The sequence below is a fragment of the Rhodoferax sp. GW821-FHT02C08 genome (assembly GCF_059421805.1).
Genome location: NZ_JBWKVR010000009.1, coordinates 150,955 through 166,920, shown reverse-complemented (window position 1 = coordinate 166,920; position 15,966 = coordinate 150,955). Strand labels below are relative to the sequence as shown.

Annotated in this window: 20 protein-coding genes; 5 read left to right on the top strand and 15 right to left on the bottom strand. The window is 61.6% G+C overall.

What is annotated here, in order from left to right; translation table 11 throughout:
• Positions 1 to 25: 25 nt before the first annotated feature.
• Entirely contained in the window at positions 26 to 466 is a 441-nt protein-coding gene (trxC, locus tag AC07VY_RS13480) for a thioredoxin TrxC (RefSeq protein ID WP_495097945.1), read from the bottom strand.
• 109 nt (positions 467 to 575) lie between these two features.
• Here trxC and AC07VY_RS13475 point away from each other — a divergent pair, with 109 nt between their 5' ends.
• The gene (locus tag AC07VY_RS13475) at positions 576 to 1,487 is read left to right on the top strand and encodes a M14 family metallopeptidase (RefSeq protein ID WP_495097946.1); all 912 of its coding nucleotides are present in this window, start codon (positions 576 to 578) and stop codon (positions 1,485 to 1,487) included.
• Between the two features lie 55 nt (positions 1,488 to 1,542).
• On the opposite strand, the gene udk is transcribed toward AC07VY_RS13475, so the two are convergent.
• From udk to AC07VY_RS13420, 11 genes are all read right to left on the bottom strand, one after another.
• Positions 1,543 to 2,199, bottom strand: coding sequence for a uridine kinase (udk, locus tag AC07VY_RS13470; protein ID WP_495097947.1), 657 nt, complete (start codon positions 2,197 to 2,199; stop codon positions 1,543 to 1,545).
• A gap of 56 nt (positions 2,200 to 2,255) precedes the next feature.
• Complete coding sequence (locus AC07VY_RS13465) at positions 2,256 to 2,579, bottom strand: hypothetical protein (RefSeq protein ID WP_495097948.1); 324 nt, start codon at positions 2,577 to 2,579, stop codon at positions 2,256 to 2,258.
• Between the two features lie 69 nt (positions 2,580 to 2,648).
• Positions 2,649 to 3,002, bottom strand: coding sequence for a HepT-like ribonuclease domain-containing protein (locus AC07VY_RS13460; protein WP_495097949.1), 354 nt, complete (start codon positions 3,000 to 3,002; stop codon positions 2,649 to 2,651).
• A complete protein-coding gene (locus AC07VY_RS13455; protein ID WP_495097950.1) occupies positions 2,999 to 3,289 on the bottom strand; it encodes a nucleotidyltransferase family protein in 291 nt (96 codons plus the stop codon). The genes AC07VY_RS13460 and AC07VY_RS13455 overlap by 4 nt, the downstream gene beginning before the upstream one ends.
• 99 nt (positions 3,290 to 3,388) lie before the next feature.
• Positions 3,389 to 4,309, bottom strand: a complete 921-nt coding sequence (locus tag AC07VY_RS13450; RefSeq protein WP_495097951.1) for a restriction endonuclease — start codon at positions 4,307 to 4,309, stop codon at positions 3,389 to 3,391.
• A gap of 568 nt (positions 4,310 to 4,877) precedes the next feature.
• Complete coding sequence (locus AC07VY_RS13445; protein ID WP_495097952.1) at positions 4,878 to 5,153, bottom strand: HepT-like ribonuclease domain-containing protein; 276 nt, start codon at positions 5,151 to 5,153, stop codon at positions 4,878 to 4,880.
• Entirely contained in the window at positions 5,143 to 5,451 is a 309-nt protein-coding gene (locus AC07VY_RS13440; RefSeq protein ID WP_495097953.1) for a nucleotidyltransferase family protein, read from the bottom strand. The genes AC07VY_RS13445 and AC07VY_RS13440 overlap by 11 nt, the downstream gene beginning before the upstream one ends.
• A 105-nt stretch (positions 5,452 to 5,556) precedes the next feature.
• Positions 5,557 to 6,093 carry a DUF924 family protein gene (locus AC07VY_RS13435; RefSeq protein ID WP_495097954.1) on the bottom strand — a complete coding sequence of 179 codons (537 nt, stop codon included), beginning with the start codon at positions 6,091 to 6,093 and terminating at the stop codon, positions 5,557 to 5,559.
• Between the two features lie 138 nt (positions 6,094 to 6,231).
• Entirely contained in the window at positions 6,232 to 6,741 is a 510-nt protein-coding gene (locus AC07VY_RS13430) for a hypothetical protein (protein WP_495097955.1), read from the bottom strand.
• Positions 6,734 to 8,023: an AAA family ATPase gene (locus AC07VY_RS13425; RefSeq protein WP_495097956.1), complete on the bottom strand. Its 1,290-nt coding sequence runs from the start codon at positions 8,021 to 8,023 to the stop codon at positions 6,734 to 6,736. The genes AC07VY_RS13430 and AC07VY_RS13425 overlap by 8 nt, the downstream gene beginning before the upstream one ends.
• Before the next feature lie 29 nt (positions 8,024 to 8,052).
• Entirely contained in the window at positions 8,053 to 9,903 is a 1,851-nt protein-coding gene (locus AC07VY_RS13420; RefSeq protein ID WP_495097957.1) for a glutamine--tRNA ligase/YqeY domain fusion protein, read from the bottom strand.
• A 135-nt stretch (positions 9,904 to 10,038) separates the two neighbouring features.
• On the opposite strand from AC07VY_RS13420, the gene AC07VY_RS13415 reads away from it, so the two are divergent.
• Positions 10,039 to 10,404: a hypothetical protein gene (locus AC07VY_RS13415; RefSeq protein ID WP_495075910.1), complete on the top strand. Its 366-nt coding sequence runs from the start codon at positions 10,039 to 10,041 to the stop codon at positions 10,402 to 10,404.
• 106 nt (positions 10,405 to 10,510) lie between these two features.
• Here AC07VY_RS13415 and AC07VY_RS13410 read toward each other — a convergent pair whose 3' ends face one another.
• The 3 genes from AC07VY_RS13410 to AC07VY_RS13400 form a co-directional block, all read right to left on the bottom strand.
• Positions 10,511 to 11,323 (bottom strand): helix-turn-helix transcriptional regulator, encoded by an 813-nt coding sequence (locus AC07VY_RS13410; protein ID WP_495097958.1) that lies wholly within the window; start codon positions 11,321 to 11,323, stop codon positions 10,511 to 10,513.
• A gap of 18 nt (positions 11,324 to 11,341) precedes the next feature.
• Entirely contained in the window at positions 11,342 to 11,938 is a 597-nt protein-coding gene (locus AC07VY_RS13405) for a LysE family translocator (RefSeq protein WP_495075906.1), read from the bottom strand.
• A gap of 162 nt (positions 11,939 to 12,100) precedes the next feature.
• Positions 12,101 to 12,550: a CHRD domain-containing protein gene (locus AC07VY_RS13400; protein WP_495075905.1), complete on the bottom strand. Its 450-nt coding sequence runs from the start codon at positions 12,548 to 12,550 to the stop codon at positions 12,101 to 12,103.
• A gap of 246 nt (positions 12,551 to 12,796) precedes the next feature.
• Between AC07VY_RS13400 and AC07VY_RS13395 the strand changes: the two genes are divergently transcribed.
• From AC07VY_RS13395 to AC07VY_RS13385, 3 genes are all read left to right on the top strand, one after another.
• A complete protein-coding gene (locus tag AC07VY_RS13395) occupies positions 12,797 to 14,131 on the top strand; it encodes a S1 family peptidase (protein WP_495097959.1) in 1,335 nt (444 codons plus the stop codon).
• Positions 14,128 to 15,174 carry an FHA domain-containing protein gene (locus AC07VY_RS13390; protein WP_495097960.1) on the top strand — a complete coding sequence of 349 codons (1,047 nt, stop codon included), beginning with the start codon at positions 14,128 to 14,130 and terminating at the stop codon, positions 15,172 to 15,174. Before AC07VY_RS13395 ends, AC07VY_RS13390 begins: the two co-directional genes overlap by 4 nt.
• Before the next feature lie 166 nt (positions 15,175 to 15,340).
• Complete coding sequence (locus AC07VY_RS13385) at positions 15,341 to 15,850, top strand: DUF1993 domain-containing protein (RefSeq protein ID WP_495097961.1); 510 nt, start codon at positions 15,341 to 15,343, stop codon at positions 15,848 to 15,850.
• The last annotated feature ends 116 nt before the right edge of the window (positions 15,851 to 15,966 follow it).

Genomic DNA, 15,966 nt, shown 5'->3' with positions numbered 1-15,966 from the left:
TTTGGTGTATTTAAGGCTGGGCGCTTCAGCGCGGGCTGTGCTGCTGCACCCAGCGCACGATGTCGGTCGCACCCATGGCGCCGGCCTGGCGGGCGACCTCGCGGCCGCCGACAAACAGCGCCAGCGTCGGAATGCTACGGATCTGGTAGCGCGCACCCAAGACCTGGTGCGCCTCGGTGTCCACCTTGGCCACGCGGATGCGCGGCTCCAGCTGGCTTGCGGCCTGCACATAGGCAGGTGCCATCTGCCGGCACGGGCCGCACCAAGGCGCCCAGAAGTCCACCAGCAGCGGTATCTGGTTGCGTTGCAGATGCTTGTCAAACGCGGCCACATCCAGGTCCACCGGCTTGCCGGTGAACAGCGGGGCTTTGCAGCTTCCGCAATCTGGCGCGCTGCCGAGCTGGTCGGTGCGCACGCGGTTGGTGGTGTGGCAATGGGGGCAGACGATGTGCAGGGATTCGCTCATTCCATTTAATTGGTGGCGCAGGTCTAGGATTGCAAGGGCTGCAAAGCTTGCGGATCGACGGGCATGGCGACCCCGATAATGCCCCGTCATTTTCTTTAGCCAAGGCCCCATGAGCACCCCCCATTTCTACCCCATAGGCACCCCCGGCCAAGCCTGGGGCGCTGCCGAACTTGCCCAGTGGCGCGCACGCCAGCTGCGCCAGCGCAGCTATGCCGATGATGTGCTGACAGCGGTGGACCGCCTGCGCAACCGCTTCGACGTGGAGGGCTATGCAGAAGTCGTTTATGGCGACGAGCGCTTTGCGCTGCAGGCCATACGCAGCCGTAACTGGAACAACGCCTTGCCCAGCGTGCTGGTCACCGGTGGCGTGCATGGTTATGAAACCAGCGGCGTCTTGGGTGCTCTGCGCTTTGTGGATGCGCATGCCGAAAGCTATGCCGGCCGGGTGAACCTGCTGGTCGTGCCCTGCGTCAGCCCCTGGGCGTATGAGCGCATCCAGCGCTGGAACTTCGACGCCATCGACCCCAACCGCTCGTTCCGTGCGGACAGCCCGGCGCAAGAGTCTGCCGCCCTGATGCGCCTGGTGGCGCCGCTGCGCGGCCAGTTTGCGGCCCATATCGACCTGCACGAAACCACCGACAGCGACGGCTCTGAATATCTGCCCGCCGTGGCCGCGCGAGACGGTAAGTCCTTCGAGGCCCACGGCATCCCCGACGGCTTCTACCTGGTGGACGACACGGCCAACCCCCAGCCTGCGTTCCAGCAGGTCATCATCGAAGCCGTGGAGCAGGTGACCCACATTGCCCCGGCCGACGAGCAGGGCGGCATCATCGGCTCGCCCTTGGTGGCCCACGGCGTGATCCACTACGCCATGGAAGCCCTGGGCCTGTGCGCCGGCATCAGCGGTGCCCGCTACACCACTACCACCGAGGTCTACCCTGACAGCCCCCGCGCCACGCCCGAGCAATGTATTGCCGCGCAAGTGGCGGCCGTGTGTGCCGCGGTGGAGTTTGTGGCTTGAATGTGCCGCCAGCGCAGGTGGAATATGCGTAGGCAGCTGCGAAAAGTGTAGCGGGTTAGATTCCTGATCCGCGTTCCAGGTCGCGGATCAGGCTCACCACCTTGGTGGTAATGATGTCCACCGCCGGCCCGTTGGCGCCGTGCGGCAGGATCACATCGGCGCGGCGCTTGGTCGGCTCGATGAACTGCTTGTGCATGGGGCGCACGGTTTCCAGGTACTGGTTGATCACGCTTTCGGCGCTGCGCCCGCGCTCGGCCATGTCGCGCTGCAGGCGGCGGATGAAGCGCACATCGGCGGCGGTATCGACAAAAATCTTCAGCGACATCATCTTGCGCAAGTCCGCGTCAAACAGCGCAAACAGGCCTTCGATCACGATCACCGGCGCGGGTTGCACGGTGATGGTTTTGCTGGCGCGGTTGTCCAGCGTGAAATCGTAGGTCGGCATCTCGATCGCCTCGCCACGGCGCAGCGCCTGCACATGCTGCACCATCAAGGGCCAGTCAAACGCGTCGGGGTGGTCGTAATTGGTTTTGCGCCGCTCCTCAGCAGACATATGCGTCTGGTCGCAGTAGTAATCGTCCTGGATCAGCACCGCCGTCATCTCGGGCCCGATGGACGACAGCACCTGGCGCGTCACTGTCGATTTGCCGCTGCCACTGCCGCCTGCGACGCCGATCACGAAGGGTTTGTAGTTGTTGTTAGGTTTACTCATGCGATCTCCGTACCCAGGTAGGCAAAGCCCGCGAGTTTACAAGCCAGGTGCGGGCCTCAGGCCTGCCACACCCCAAACCCCGCCGAGCGCAGGTCGATACCCACCTCGATCTCCTTGTCTACCGCATCTTTGTAGGCCATGGGGTTGAAGGCCTCGTATAGGTCGGGCAGCAGGCGCAGGCCGTACTGTTGCACAAAACGGTTGGCCTGGATGCCGGCCTTGTGCTTGTCAAAGCGCACATCCGGGTCCAGCCCCGTCATGCCCACATAGACGCAGGGCTTGCCCTCCACATAGCCCGGGTTGCCCTTGCGAAAGCGCGGCTCCAGCAGCACGTCTTTAGAGAGTTCGACCACGTAGACGTGGTGGTGTTTGCGGGGCATGGTTGGTAGATGGTGCTTATCTGAGGCTACGGCGCCAGCAGAGTGTGCAACTACAAACAGCGTGGCGGATTAAGCCTGCAGTGCGGCAATTTGCTTCTGAAGCGAAGGCAGGTCGTTTTGGATGGTCCGCCACACAACGGCCAAATCCACCGTGAAGTAGCCGTGCGACAAAGCGTTGCGCATTTCGTAGGCAAAGCCCCAGGGCACGACTGCATGCCGCACGGCAAAATCTAAATGATTTTTGACGACGTTGTTACATGCCTCGCCGATAACCTCCAGGTTGCGGATCACGGCATCGCTGGTTTTTCTGTCAACCATGAAGGCCGCCAAGTCCATGCCGGCTGTGTACTCTTGCACATTGGCTATCGCGTCCAAGATGTGTTGCAGATAGTCCGCCACCCGTAGCGGATGTGCACGGCTCATAGCGCCAAAGCCTCTTTCAGAACCTGATCGCGAAAGCTTGCAGGCAGGCTATTGGGGGTGAGCACATCCACCTCCATGCCCAACAACTGCTTCAGTTCAAAGCGGATGGCGCCAATATCCATCAACGTGGTGTGTGCCGTGGGTTCCACTAGAAGGTCCAGATCGCTATCGACGGTGTCGTCACCATGCAGGGCCGAGCCAAATACCCGCACGCCGCTGACGTGGTGGCGCAGTGCAATTTCGCGAATCTGTGTGCGATGCAGGGTAATGGCTTCAGAGGGGCGCATGGGGCGAAGTTTACCGGGGCTACGTGTCTGTGTGTTCAATGGGCTGCTGGCGCAGATAAATCCTGCGTCAGCAGCTATGAAACTAGGAGCAAGTGCGTTTTACCGCGTCGCCAGCATAGCCAGCCGCGACTTGCAGCGGGGGTAGTTGGCGCAGCCCCAAAATGCCAGGCCGCCTCTGCTGGGGATGCGCTCCAGCATCTTGATGCCGCAGCTCGCGCAGGTGGGCTTCCAGTATTCGCCTTCATGGGCCACGGCCAGCAGGGTTTGCTGCTGCTCGGGTGTCTGTTTGGCGATCTTGGCCAGCAGGGCAGTGCCGTCCAATGTGGCGATGCCATTGGCGGTGGCGAACTGCTGGGCGTCGGCTGTGTAGGTGTAGGTGGTGGCATAGATGCCGTGCTTCAGCTTGTGCGATGCCATCACCCCAAAAAACTCGCGTATTTCTTTAACGCCCACTTGCTTGCCTTGCCAATGCTTGCATTGCACCACGGCCACAGGGCCGTCTGTGCTGGCCGCGTTGGATGCATGCAGCCAAATATCCACGCCGCCATCCGCACCGTGTAATTGCGAGCGGGTGGTGTAGCCGGACTGGGCAAACAGCGCCTCGCACACCGCCTCAAATCTACGCCATTCGATGGCGGCGAACACCGCCGGGCTCCAGGTACTGGCGGGTGCAGGGCTGGAGGCTGGTGCGATAGTTTGTGCTGTCGGCGTGAACGTGGGCTCTACCAGCGTTGGCCGTACGCGTGCGGGCGTGTCGGGTGCACTGGTGGCCGTGGTGTTAGCCGCCTTGTCGGCTATGCGCCTCGCGATGGCATAGGTTGCCAGGAACAACAGGCCCACTTCCACGGCAAACCAGGCCGGTGTGCGTAGCCCGGTGGCAACCGTCTTGAGTACCGGTGAGTTGGCGAACAGCGGCGGAACCAGCAGCATGGCCCCGCCGAGAAAGACGGCCTGCATGCCCTTTTGCTTCAGGATGGCGATGCCTTGCTTTTGCCGGCGACGAGAGGGTTGTTTGGCCATGTGCGTATGTTTTTGTGTAGCGGTATGTATCAAAAATTATGCGCGGGCATTACCCTCGGGTTGGGTGCTGGCAGCTGCCAACACTACCGTTTCTTAGCCCGAATGGGGTACGTTGCCTGGCGCTTTGGGCCAGTGCAATCACCTCGTTGGCGTAAAAGCTGCGGTCCGGCCTGCAGTACAGTACCGCCAGCACCCGCTGGCGGACGCGTGGGATAAGGGCGTCGGCCAGGCTGGCTGGGGTATGCGGGACGTGAGGTTCGTACCCAGAACGGGGTGCGTCATACCTAATTAGGGTTTGGGGGGGCTGCAGCACCGACTTGGCGAGGCTGCGGAATTGCATGCGAAATATGCCGTTAGCGCAGATAAATCCTGCGCAAGCAGCTACGAAAAGCGTAGCAAATCCAAGATGCGAGGCTAGAACTAAGACCCCGGCTCGCTCAAGAAAACCAGCTCTTCCGCCGTAGAGCTGCGGCCTGGGCGTGCACCTGCGCAGCCAATTTCTAATGCAGTTCGTCCAACAATGCCTGCACTGCGTCAAGCAACGAGGGCAGTGCGTTTTGGGCAATGTTCACACCGTGCCCACGTTCACTGTGGCGTAGCCGTGGATCAGTTGGTTGCGAAATGCCACGATCTGCGGCAGGTCTGGAATGCGTGCGGCTAAGGCTGCGTCTAGCTTGGCGAGTTGGTTGAGGGCTTCGCCGATGATTTCAAACTTGCGCTCTACCGCTGCCTGCGCCATCGCGTTGCCCGCGTACGCTGTTGCGTCCATGTCTGCGGTAAACGACTGAATCGCCAAGGCCGATTCGCGCACGTCCCACAGGTAGGCTCGTGGGTCACGCTGCATACACGGCTTCGCGGTTGCGGTTGATGCTGGCCAGCACGTAGGGGTTGCGCACAGCGCCGGGCTCTACCAGGTCCACCCCTCGGCCCAGCAAGTTTTCCAGTGCCGCTTTGGCTCCAAATAGGGAGTCCAGCCCGGGCTGCACGTCGGGCGCAAACTCCACCAAAAAGTCTGCGTCGCTACTGGCCGGGTCAAAGTCATCTGCCCGCGCGGCCGAGCCAAACACCTCCAGCCGCTGGATGCGGTAGCGCTGGCAGATGGCGGTGATGCCGGCACGGTGTTGGGCAATGGCGGGGTGCATAGCGGGAGTTTAATGGAGCGTAACGGTTTCCCGTTAAATCGGCTTCTGCGCATATAAAACCTGCGCAAGCAGCTACTAAAAGCGTAGCAAATCCGAGACGTGAGGCTAGAACGAAGACCCGGCTTCGCTCAAGAAAACCAGCTCCTCCGCCGTAGAGCTGCGGCCCAGCACGGCGTTGCGGTGGGGGTAGCGGCCAAAGCGGTCGATGATGGCTTTGTGGCGCAGCTCGTAGTCAAGGTTGTCTTCCATACCCGGCTGCGCACACAGGGCCACGGCCTGGGTGTGCACCAGCGCGGACTCGCTGTGCATATAGGGCATGTAGGCAAAGATGCGCTGCGCCGTGGGCAGGCTACGGTCTTGCCCGCTGGCCACCAGCTCTTGCGCCAGCGCCAGGGCCAAGGCGTCCTGCGCAAAGGCGCGGGGCGTGTCGCGGTACACATTGCGCGAGAACTGGTCCAGCACCACTATCTCCGCCAGCCGCCCCTCTGGCGTGGCGCGCCAGGCAAACAGCTCACATTGGGCTGCGGCCTCCAATGTGGCGCCGAAGCGGGCGCGGATGGCTTCGTCCACGGCGGCGTCTTTGGTGAAGTGCTGCTTGGGGGTTAGTTCCGTGAACCAGAAATGGAGGATGTTTTGGGGCAATGGGGTTGAGGCGTTGTCGCAGAGGTGAGTAGTTGGAGTTGTACATGACTCCCCTAGGCCTAGAGAAGTATTTGCCATGTGTGAAATGAAATTTTTCACATTGATGACAGTCAGCCTTATCAGTCGTGCGATCGGCCGCTAGTTTCGTCGTCTTGGAGTCAATTGAACTTTTGTGGTTTCGTAAGCCTTCAGGCCTTCATCCCCTGTAAGTATTTCAACCTCAAATCCTGCTCTTGAATAGTATTCTGCGACATGCTTAATTGTTGCGTCGCCAATGCTAGTGCCACCAACTGCCAATTCTGGCCATGCGTTCGCTAATTCTTGTAGATTTGTTGGCTCCCAAAGGGCCGATTGATCAGTAAATGCAGCCCAAGGCGAAGCTGCTTCAGCTGTGTTCTTTAAATGAACGGTTAAAGCTGTTGCCAAGTTATACCGGTCTCCATTGCATTGGGCGATATGATTTCCGGTCTCAATCAGACTGGCTATTGGCAATACAAACGTGCTTCCTCGTGCGCGTTCGTCAATCAGTAACTGATTTATTCTGTTGAAGTCCCAGCGATCATTTGCCGCTCCAGCAGTATCTTTTCCCGGTATCCGTAGCCAGCAACAGAGGATTGATGTGTCCAGCACCAGAATCTTTTTAGCCATTGTCGGATTCACTCAATTCACCAAAATCAAAAGATTGTTGTAATGACTTTTCAATCAATCCTCTGCTTGAGAGCCGTCCGATGGTTCCTTGCGCCAATAGTTTTGGAAGTTGTTTCATTTCTTCTAGTAAAACTAAGACACTGTGTCCAGTTTTCCGATCCCTGTGCGCCACAGTGATGAATGGAACCATCTCGGTACCCATTGCGTCAAGCAATGCAGGGTTGTGCGTGGTTGCCAGCACGTCAACGCCGCGTTGCTTTCCGATTGTCTTGAGCATATCTAGAAGCATGTTCGCTCTGGATGGATGCAGGCCGTTGTCAATTTCTTCAACAACCAAAAGGCTTTGCTCTGGACGCGTGAGAAGAGCGGTCAGTATGGCAAGAAACCGAAGGGTTCCGTCTGACATGCCCCGTGCATCAATAGTGTGGGGTTGTCCAACTGCAAGCCAATCTTCCTCGCAATAAAGCATGGCATCCGATTTAAATTTTCCGACTGTCTCTGCATAAACATGACGAATATCTCTTTCGGGCAGCTTGCTCGCATAAGTCGTTAGTACTGCTTCAATTTCCTTTTGTTTTGATTCTGGAAGGGCCGCAATTACCCCTGCAATATTTTTTGCATCCGAATCAAGTTTGTCGGCAAGCGGTGAATACGCCCTCATGTGGGACGGAATGGGGTCTAAATAAAAGATCTCCTTGAGCGAGGAGATTACGACATTGACGCCATCTTGTATTTCTTGTCGGAGCTTCTGACCTACCAATTGAAATAAGACAGCATGGGTACGCCCGAAAACTCGTGGCGTACCTTGTTTTTCGTTGTACAAACGAGCAACAATATTTGGAGCAGCATCGGGGCAATGATCGGTCCTGAAGAGCTTGACTATTCCAGCGACTGACGTTCTTGTGCCAGCTTTATTGGTGCGATGTTTTTTGCGAAATAATTGTTCAGAAATCACATCGCAACGGTTTTCTGAAACTCGGCACTCAATGCGGTATTCGTAATCAGTTAGTTCGTCAGCGCGACAAACAACTCCGATCGCGAATTTGGTGCCTGGCCTCTGTGCAGCCCAATCCACACCCCCGCGCATTGGAGCCAATGCGCCATCACCCTGCAAAGCGGATGTAAGCATTGCACCAGAGGCAATCCGATTCAAAAGAACGAACGCATCCAATGCATTTGATTTTCCACTTGCGTTTGTACCAATTAGGATGGTCAGCGGATCAACATGCAGTGAAGACTTTTCATAGCTCTTCCAGTTTTCTAGTTGAAGTTCTGTGATCACTTGTATCCCTTTTTACTTGTCGCGAGAGGTTACTTCCCCCAAGAATCCTTCAACCCCACAGCCAAGTTAAACACCGGCTTCTGCCCCACCACGTGGTCCACGCGGTCGGCGACAAAGTAGCCGTGGCGTTCGAACTGGAACTTCTGGTCGGGCTGGGCGTTGGCTAGCGATGGCTCGACGATGGCGGTGATGACTTTGAGGCTGTTGGGGTTCAGGCTCTCGATGAAGTCTTTGCCGCCGGCGTCGGGCTGGGCGTCGCTGAACAGGCGGTCGTACATGCGGACTTCGGCGCTGACGCCGTTGGCTACGCCGACCCAGGTGATGGCGGCTTTGACCTTGACGCTGTCTGCGCCGGGGGTGCCGCTCTTGGTGTCGGGCACCACGGTGGCTTGCACTTCGGTGATGACACCGGCGTCGTCTTTGACGCAGCCGGTGCATTCGATCACGTAGCCGCCTTTGAGGCGCACCTTGTTGCCAGGGAACAGGCGCTTGTAGCCCTTGGGCGGCACTTCTTCAAAGTCTTCGCGCTCTATCCACACCTCTTTGCCGATGGTGAACAGGCGGGGTGGTGGGGGCTGGGTGCCTTCGACGACGTGGGGCAGGGCGGGCAGGATGCAGGGTTCCAGGTGGCCGGCACCCATGATTTCGTCCCAATTGGTGAGCACCAGCTTGACGGGGTTGAGCACGGCCATGCCGCGGTGGGCCTTGGTTTCCAGGTCTTCGCGCAGGCAGCCCTCTAAGGTGCTGTAGTCGATCCAGCTGTCGCTCTTGGTGACGCCAATGCGTTCGGCGAAGAGCTGCATGCTTTCAGGCGTGTAGCCACGGCGGCGCAGGCCCACGATGGTGGGCATGCGGGGGTCGTCCCAGCCGCTGACTTTGTGGTCGTACACCAGTTGGGCGAGTTTGCGTTTGCTGGTGATGACGTAGGTGAGGTTCAGGCGGGCGAACTCGTATTGCTTGGGCGGCGGGCTGGCCAGCAGGCCGCCCACGACTTGACCATCGGAAAGAGTCGATCTTTCCGACAGGCGAGCCATCAGCCAGTCGTAGAAGGGGCGCTGGTCTTCGAATTCCAGCGTGCAGATGCTGTGGGTGATTTGCTCCAGCGCGTCTTCGATGGGGTGGGCGAAGGTGTACATCGGGTAAATGCACCAGGTGTCGCCGGTGTGGTGGTGGGTGGCGCGGCGTATGCGGTAGATGGCCGGGTCGCGCATATTGATGTTGGGGCTGGCCATGTCGATCTTGGCGCGCAGCACCATCGATCCATCTTCGTGCTTGCCGTCGCGCATTTCGCGGAAGCGGGCCAGGTTCTCTTCGGGCGTGCGGGTGCGGAAGGGGCTGTCCACGCCGGGCTTGCTGAAGTCGCCGCGGTTGATCCTGATCTGCTCTACGGTTTGCTCGTCCACATAGGCGTGGCCGGCTTGCACCAGGTATTCGGCGGCGCGGTACATGAAGTCGAAGTAGTCGCTGGCCTGGTAGGGCGCTGCGTCGGCGCTGCCGTTCCAGTCATAGCCCAGCCATTTGACCGAGTCGATGATGCTGTTGACGTATTCGGTGTCTTCTTTTTCGGGGTTGGTGTCGTCAAAGCGCAGGTGGCACACGCCGCCGTAGTCGCGCGCTAGGCCGAAGTTCAGGCAGATGCTTTTGGCGTGGCCTATGTGCAGGTAGCCGTTGGGTTCGGGCGGGAAGCGGGTGCGGATCTTGGCCGGGTCGGGCTGGCCTGCGGCGTGGTGGGCGCCATCGCCCGGGCTACCGGCCCAACGGCGGGTGGCGTAGGTGCCAGCGGCCAGGTCGGACTCGATGATTTGTCGCAAAAAGTTGCTGGGCTTGGTGGGCTCGGTCGCTGCTGTGGCGGATGCGGGGGAGGGGGTGGGTGCGCTCATGCTCCAATTCTAGGCGTCCAGGGGCGTGGTTACGTTTGGCAACCCTTTTCTTGGCGGCTGTGTCCACCAGTTGCGGTCTACTGCGTTGTCTATGTACGGGGCCTAAACCCCAGGACTTGCAACAAGGAGATCTGTATGAAGTTCCACCGTTCGATTTTTGCCGCTGTGTTGACTGTTGCCGCTTTGGGAGCCGCCAGCGTGGCCCAGGCGCGTAGCGATGTGTCCTGGAGTGTTGGCATAGGCGCCCCGGGTGCCTCCATGGTGGTGGGCAATGCCCCTGTGTATGTGCAGCCAGCACCCGTGTACTACCAGCCTGCCCCGGTGTACTACCAACCGCCGCCACCTGTTTACGTGCGGCCAGCGCCCGTGTACTACCAGCCGCAGCCGGTGTATGTACGCCCCGCGCCGGTGTACTACCAGCCGCAAGTGGTTTACCCCGGCTGGGGCCGCCACCACGGCCACCACCGCGATTGGGATGGCGACGGCCGCTGGAACCGCTGATTTAGTAAGTAAAAGTAGTCTGCAGCGCAGGTAGTACCTGCGCAGGCAGCTACTGAATACATAGCAAAAGGGCCCCATGTGGGCCCTTTTTATTTGCCCTTGGCGTTCAGGCTGTGAATGCCAGCGACTGCTGGTAGACGCGTGGCGTCACGGCGTGGCGTCTTTTGAAGTGCCGCTGAAAGTGGCTTTGGTCGGCAAAGCCCAGGCTGTGGGCCACGTCGGCCAGGCTGCCGCCGCGCTTGAGCAGCTGCTTGCCCTGGTTGATGCGCTGGTCCAGTTGGAAGGCGTGCGGCGTTTGGCCGTAGGCCTGTTTGAAGCTGCGCAGCAGGTGGTAGCGGCTGAGGCCGGCGGTGTGGGCCAGGTCGTCCAATGTGAGGTTGTCGGCCAGCTGGTCGAGTATGCAGTTGCGGGTGCGCTGCAGCGCGCCGGTGGGCAGGGCCGTGGGCTGTGCCTGGCGCGGGTGGCCAAAGCAGTGGGTGAGCAGAAAGCCCTGCAGCGCTTCGTCGGCGGCCAGGGTGCTGTCGCCATGCTCCAGGGTGTGGAATAGCGCATCAAACTGCTGGTACAGCCGGGCAGAGTTGCTGTGCGCCTGCGTAAACGGGGTGTAGTCGCCGCCACCATGCCAAGCATTTTCGGCCTGCAGGTGCCTAACCCAGGCCGTGTCTACGAACAGCATGCGGTACGACCAGGGCTGGCCTGGGCGTGGGTTGCAGGCATGGGCGTCGCCGGGGTTGAAGAACACCGCCATGCCCTGGTGGATGGCAGCCTGGTGCCGGTGGTTGCGGTAAGTGGCGTGGCCGGCGTCCACCACGCCAAAGGAGAATTCATCGTGCGAATGGGTGTCGTAGCAGGTGCTGCCCTGCGTGACGCGGCGCATTTCCACATGGGGCAGCAGGGCGCTGCGGCGCAGCTGTTGCATAAGCCTACCTTTCAGGGTCTAGGCCAGCATGGCTGCCACGGCGGCAACCAGCATCAAGGCCATGGTGCGATTAAACAGCAACTGGTGGCGCGCAGGCGCCAGCCAGCGGCGCAGCACGGTGCCCAGTGCTGCCCACGCCGCCACCGAAACGCAGCACACGGCCCCTGACACGGCGCAGAAGATGTGCAGCAGCGTCGACGTGTCGGGCCCCGCGCTGACAAACAGGCCCACGCCTGCAAGCGCCACCAGCCAGGCCTTGGGGTTCAGGCTTTGCGACAGCACGCCTTGCAGCCAGGCGCTGTGGCGCGCGGCCGTGGGGGCTTCGGCACTGCTGGGGGCTGCACTGGCGATGCGGGCTGACAGGTACAGCAGGTAGGCCGCGCCCAGGTACTGCAGCCCCTGGGCCAGCGCCGGGTAGGCCTGTAGCACGCCGCCCAGGCCGCTGCCCACCAGCCAGACGATGGCCACATAGCTGAGGCTGGCGCCCAGCACATGCGGCAGGGCGCGCACAAAGCCCCGGTGCGCGCCTAGGTGGGCGGCGATCACATTCACCGGCCCGGGCGAGATGGCGCCGGCCAGGGAAAACAGAAACATGGGCAGCAGTATCGACAGCATGGCACTCCCGGGTGGAACAAGTGCGTGCAGTGTCTGCTGCGAGGCGCTGGCGGTATTGAACGATATTGCTGAATGCCAGGCCGCAAAAGAAAATAGCTCCTGGCGCAGGTACTGCCTGCGCCAGGAGCTATGGATTTTGTAGCGGACTAAAGCTGCGTCGGCTTACATCTTGGGCAGCATCTGGCCGCGGATTTCGCCGCCCTTGTTGGTGGCGGTGTGCACATTGGCGTACCACTTGCCGGCCAGCAGGTCGGCGGCTTGGGCGGGGGTCAGGGTGGCCTGGCCTTCCAGCGGGCTGGTGCTGCTGCTGAAGGGGATGACCACGCCGGCATTGGCGCCCGCAGCGGCGGGGCCGTGGAAGTGGGCGGCGGTGGCCGGGCCTGTCAGGCCGGAGAAGCTGATCTTCCAGCTCAGCACATTGGTGCTTTTGTCCAGCCAGGCCTCGGCCTTGCCGGTGCCGGGCGAGGTGTTGGGTGGTACCTCGTTGGCGCTGGACATGTTGCCGGTCAGCGCGACCTTGGTAGAGGGTTGCATGGTGCTGCAACCTGCGATGCCCAGCACCAGGGCTGTGGCTACAAACAGAGTCTGAGGAAAGTAACGGCGTGAACCCATGGTGTTGGTCTCCTGTTGGAATAGCTGTGGGCGGCGGGGTAAAACCAGTCTAGCACCGCCCTGGGCGCAGCGCGTGGTAAGACCCTCTGCTGCTGTAGGCCGGCGGGTGCCGCGAGACGGGAATTTACATAGTTTCAAAATTCAGGTCAAAACAGGCTGTGGCGCAGGTAAAACATGCGCTGGATGCTATGTATTCGGTAGCGTTGGCGCGGCAAGCCCGTGCGTACCGCCCCCTAGAATGAACCGATGACCTTCTTCCACCCCTTTCTCCGCCGACTGGCCCTGTGCTGCGCTGCGCTGGGCGGCCATGCGGCCTTTGCCCAGGCGCCAGCGGCCCCGCCAGTGCCCGCCCACCCGGATGCCGTGTCGCGCGACGCGCAGCGCGCCTACCAGAGCGCCCGTGAAAAGCTGGTGCAGATACGCACCCTGGTGCGTGATACGAACACCCAGTCCAGCGTGGGTTCGGGCTTTTTTGTGTCGGTCGACGGCCTGGTGATGACCAACTTCCACGTCGCCAGCCAGCTGGCGCTGGAGCCCGAGCGCTACCGCGGTGTGATGGTGTCGGTAGACGGCAAGCAGGCCGAGGTGGACCTGCTCGCCTTCGACGTGCTGCACGACCTGGCTCTGCTGCGCGTGCGCGACTCGGCGGGCGAGCGGCCGGCGCTGGACTTCCGCCCCGCCGACCGCCCGCTGGAGCGCGGCGAGCGCCTGTATTCGCTGGGCAACCCGCTGGACATCGGCTTTGCGGTGACCGAGGGCACCTACAACGGCACGGTGCAGCGCAGCTTCTACCCGCGCATCTTTTTCAGCGGCGCCATCAACCCCGGCATGAGCGGCGGCCCGGTGCTGGACGAGGCCGGCGAGGTGATAGGCGTGAACGTGTCCAAGCGGCTGGACGGCGAGCTGGTCAGCTTCCTGGTGCCGGCCGAGTTCGCCCAGGCGCTGGTGGCGCGCGCGGCCACGCTGCCGCCCATCACCAAGACGGCGCAGGCCGAGGTCACGCGCCAGCTGCTGCTGCACCAGGACGCGATGGCCAAGCGCTTCATGGCCACGCCCTTCAAGGCACAGACCTACCAGGGCTATAGCGTGCCGGTGCCCGACGACGCCATGGCCCGCTGCTGGGGCCGCGCCAGCGATGCCAGCCTCAAATCCTTTTCAGTAGAGGTGACCGACTGCCAGCTGGACAGCCAACTGTTTGCCGGCCAGATCACCACCGGCTTTATCAAGGTGCACCACGAGGCGTATGACGCGCCCAAGCTGGGGCCGCTGCGCTTTGCCACCCTGTTTGGCGAGCGCATGGCCTCGGAGCGCTTCATGGCCCAATCCAACGCGCAAAAGACGGCGGCCGAATGCTCCGAGCGCTACATCGACCGGGGTGGCATGGCGCTGCGCGCGGTGGTCTGCATGAATGCCTTCCGCAAGCTGCGCGGCCTGTACGACATGTCGGTGGTGGTGACCTCGGTGAACCAGTCCACCCAGGGCGTGCGCGCCCGCATAGATGCCTACGGCGTGGGCTTTGACAACGGCCTGGCCCTGGCGAGCTATTACGTGAACGCTTTCAAATGGGTGGGTGCGCAATGAGTACCGTAGAACAAGCCATGGCCGCAGGCGCCATGCCCGTGATGTCCGGGACAGCGGCCACGCACAGCGTGCTTGGCCTGCTGGAGGTGCTGGACCGCAGCGGCGACATTCTGCAGCGCCTGCCGGTGCTGCAATGGCCGGTCACGGTGGGGCGCGCCCTGCACACCGACCTGGTGCTGGACGACCTGCATGTGGCGCCCGAGCATGTGCGCATCGAGGCCACCGCGCCCGGCGCTTTGGCCGTGCACGTGCTGGACACCGTGAACGGCGTGCAGCAGGGCGGCAAGCACTACCCGCGTGGCACCCAGTTCAACTGGCTGCATGGCCAGGAGCTGGGCGTGGGCCGATTGCGTCTGCGCTTGCGCCTGGCCGAGCAGCCGGTGGCGCCGGAGGTGGCGCTGCCGCGCTTTGACTGGCACAACCTGGTCGCCACCCTGGTGCTGCTGGCCCTGGTGTTGGGCCTGACCTGGGCCGAGGTCTGGCTGGCCGTGCCCGAGTCCGCGCAGTTCATGCAGAAGCTGGGCTTCTCGGTGGGCGTGCTGCTGGGCGTGACTGTGCTGTGGGCCGGCGTGTGGGCACTGGCCACCAAGCTGTTTACCGGCTACCCGCAGTTCTGGCGCCATGTGCGCATCGTGCTGGGCAGCATGGTGCTGGTGGACGTGCTGATTTACCTCAGCACCTACCTGGGCTTTGCCTTTGGCTGGGATGTGTTCTCGCGCTACCACAGCCTGGCCTATGTGCTGGCCCTGGCTGGCGGCCTGTACCTGCAGCTGCGCATCGTGGCCGTGCACCGGCGCACCTCCATGGCGGTGCTGGTGCTGGCCCTGGGCCTGGCCTGCGGCGCCACCATGGTCTGGAAGGACCGCAACCAGAGCGCGCCCTACCTGGCCGCTTTGTACCCGCCCAGCTGGCGCCTGGCCCACCCGGTGCCGGTGGCGCAGTGGATGCAGGAGGCCGGCGCGCTGCGTGAGCGTCTGGACGCGCGTTTACAGAACGACGAAGACGACGATACGCCCGGCACCGACGAGGACGCGGAAGAATAGATGCATCAAATTGGCTAGCAGCGCAGATAGCACCTGCGCTGCCCGCTATGACTTCCGTAGCGCCGCAGAATACCGGCGGCCTGCGGGTGATTGGCACAGGCCGGCCAGCAAACTAGTGGGGAAGGCCGTAGACTCTCGCCTCTTTCACCCTCACTGGATATTTGCCATGTCTCTCTCCCTCTATCAAGCCTCCGTTCCCCTGTTCGTCCAGATCCTGGGTGGTCTGAGCAGCGTGCTGCGTAAGGCCGAAGTCCACGCCACCGAAAAGAAGATTGACCCGAATGCCCTGCTGCAGGCGCGCCTGTTCCCTGACATGTTCGCGCTGACCCGCCAGGTGCAGATCGCCGCCGACTTCGCCAAGGGCGCTGCCGCCCGCCTGGCCGGTGTGGATGTGCCGGCGTATGAAGATACTGAAACCAGCTTTGCCGACCTGCAGGCCCGCATCGCCAAGACCCTGGCTTTCATCCAGAGCGTGCCGGCTGCCGACATCGATGCCGGTAGCGAGCGCACCATCGTGCTGCGCCCCGGCACACCCAACGAGAAGACCCTGCAAGGCAACACCTACCTGCTGCACTACACCCTGCCGCACTTCTTCTTCCACACCACCACGGCCTACGACATCCTGCGCCACAACGGCGTGGAAATCGGCAAGAAGGACTTTGTAGGTACGTTCTGATTGAGCCAGGCGTGATGAAGGGGCGGGCTGCTTTTTCCAGGGATACCGCGGAACCGGCTTTGCCGGGCCGCTGGTATCGCCCCCTGCAAGGGGGTTGGCGGAAGACGCGTAGCGCT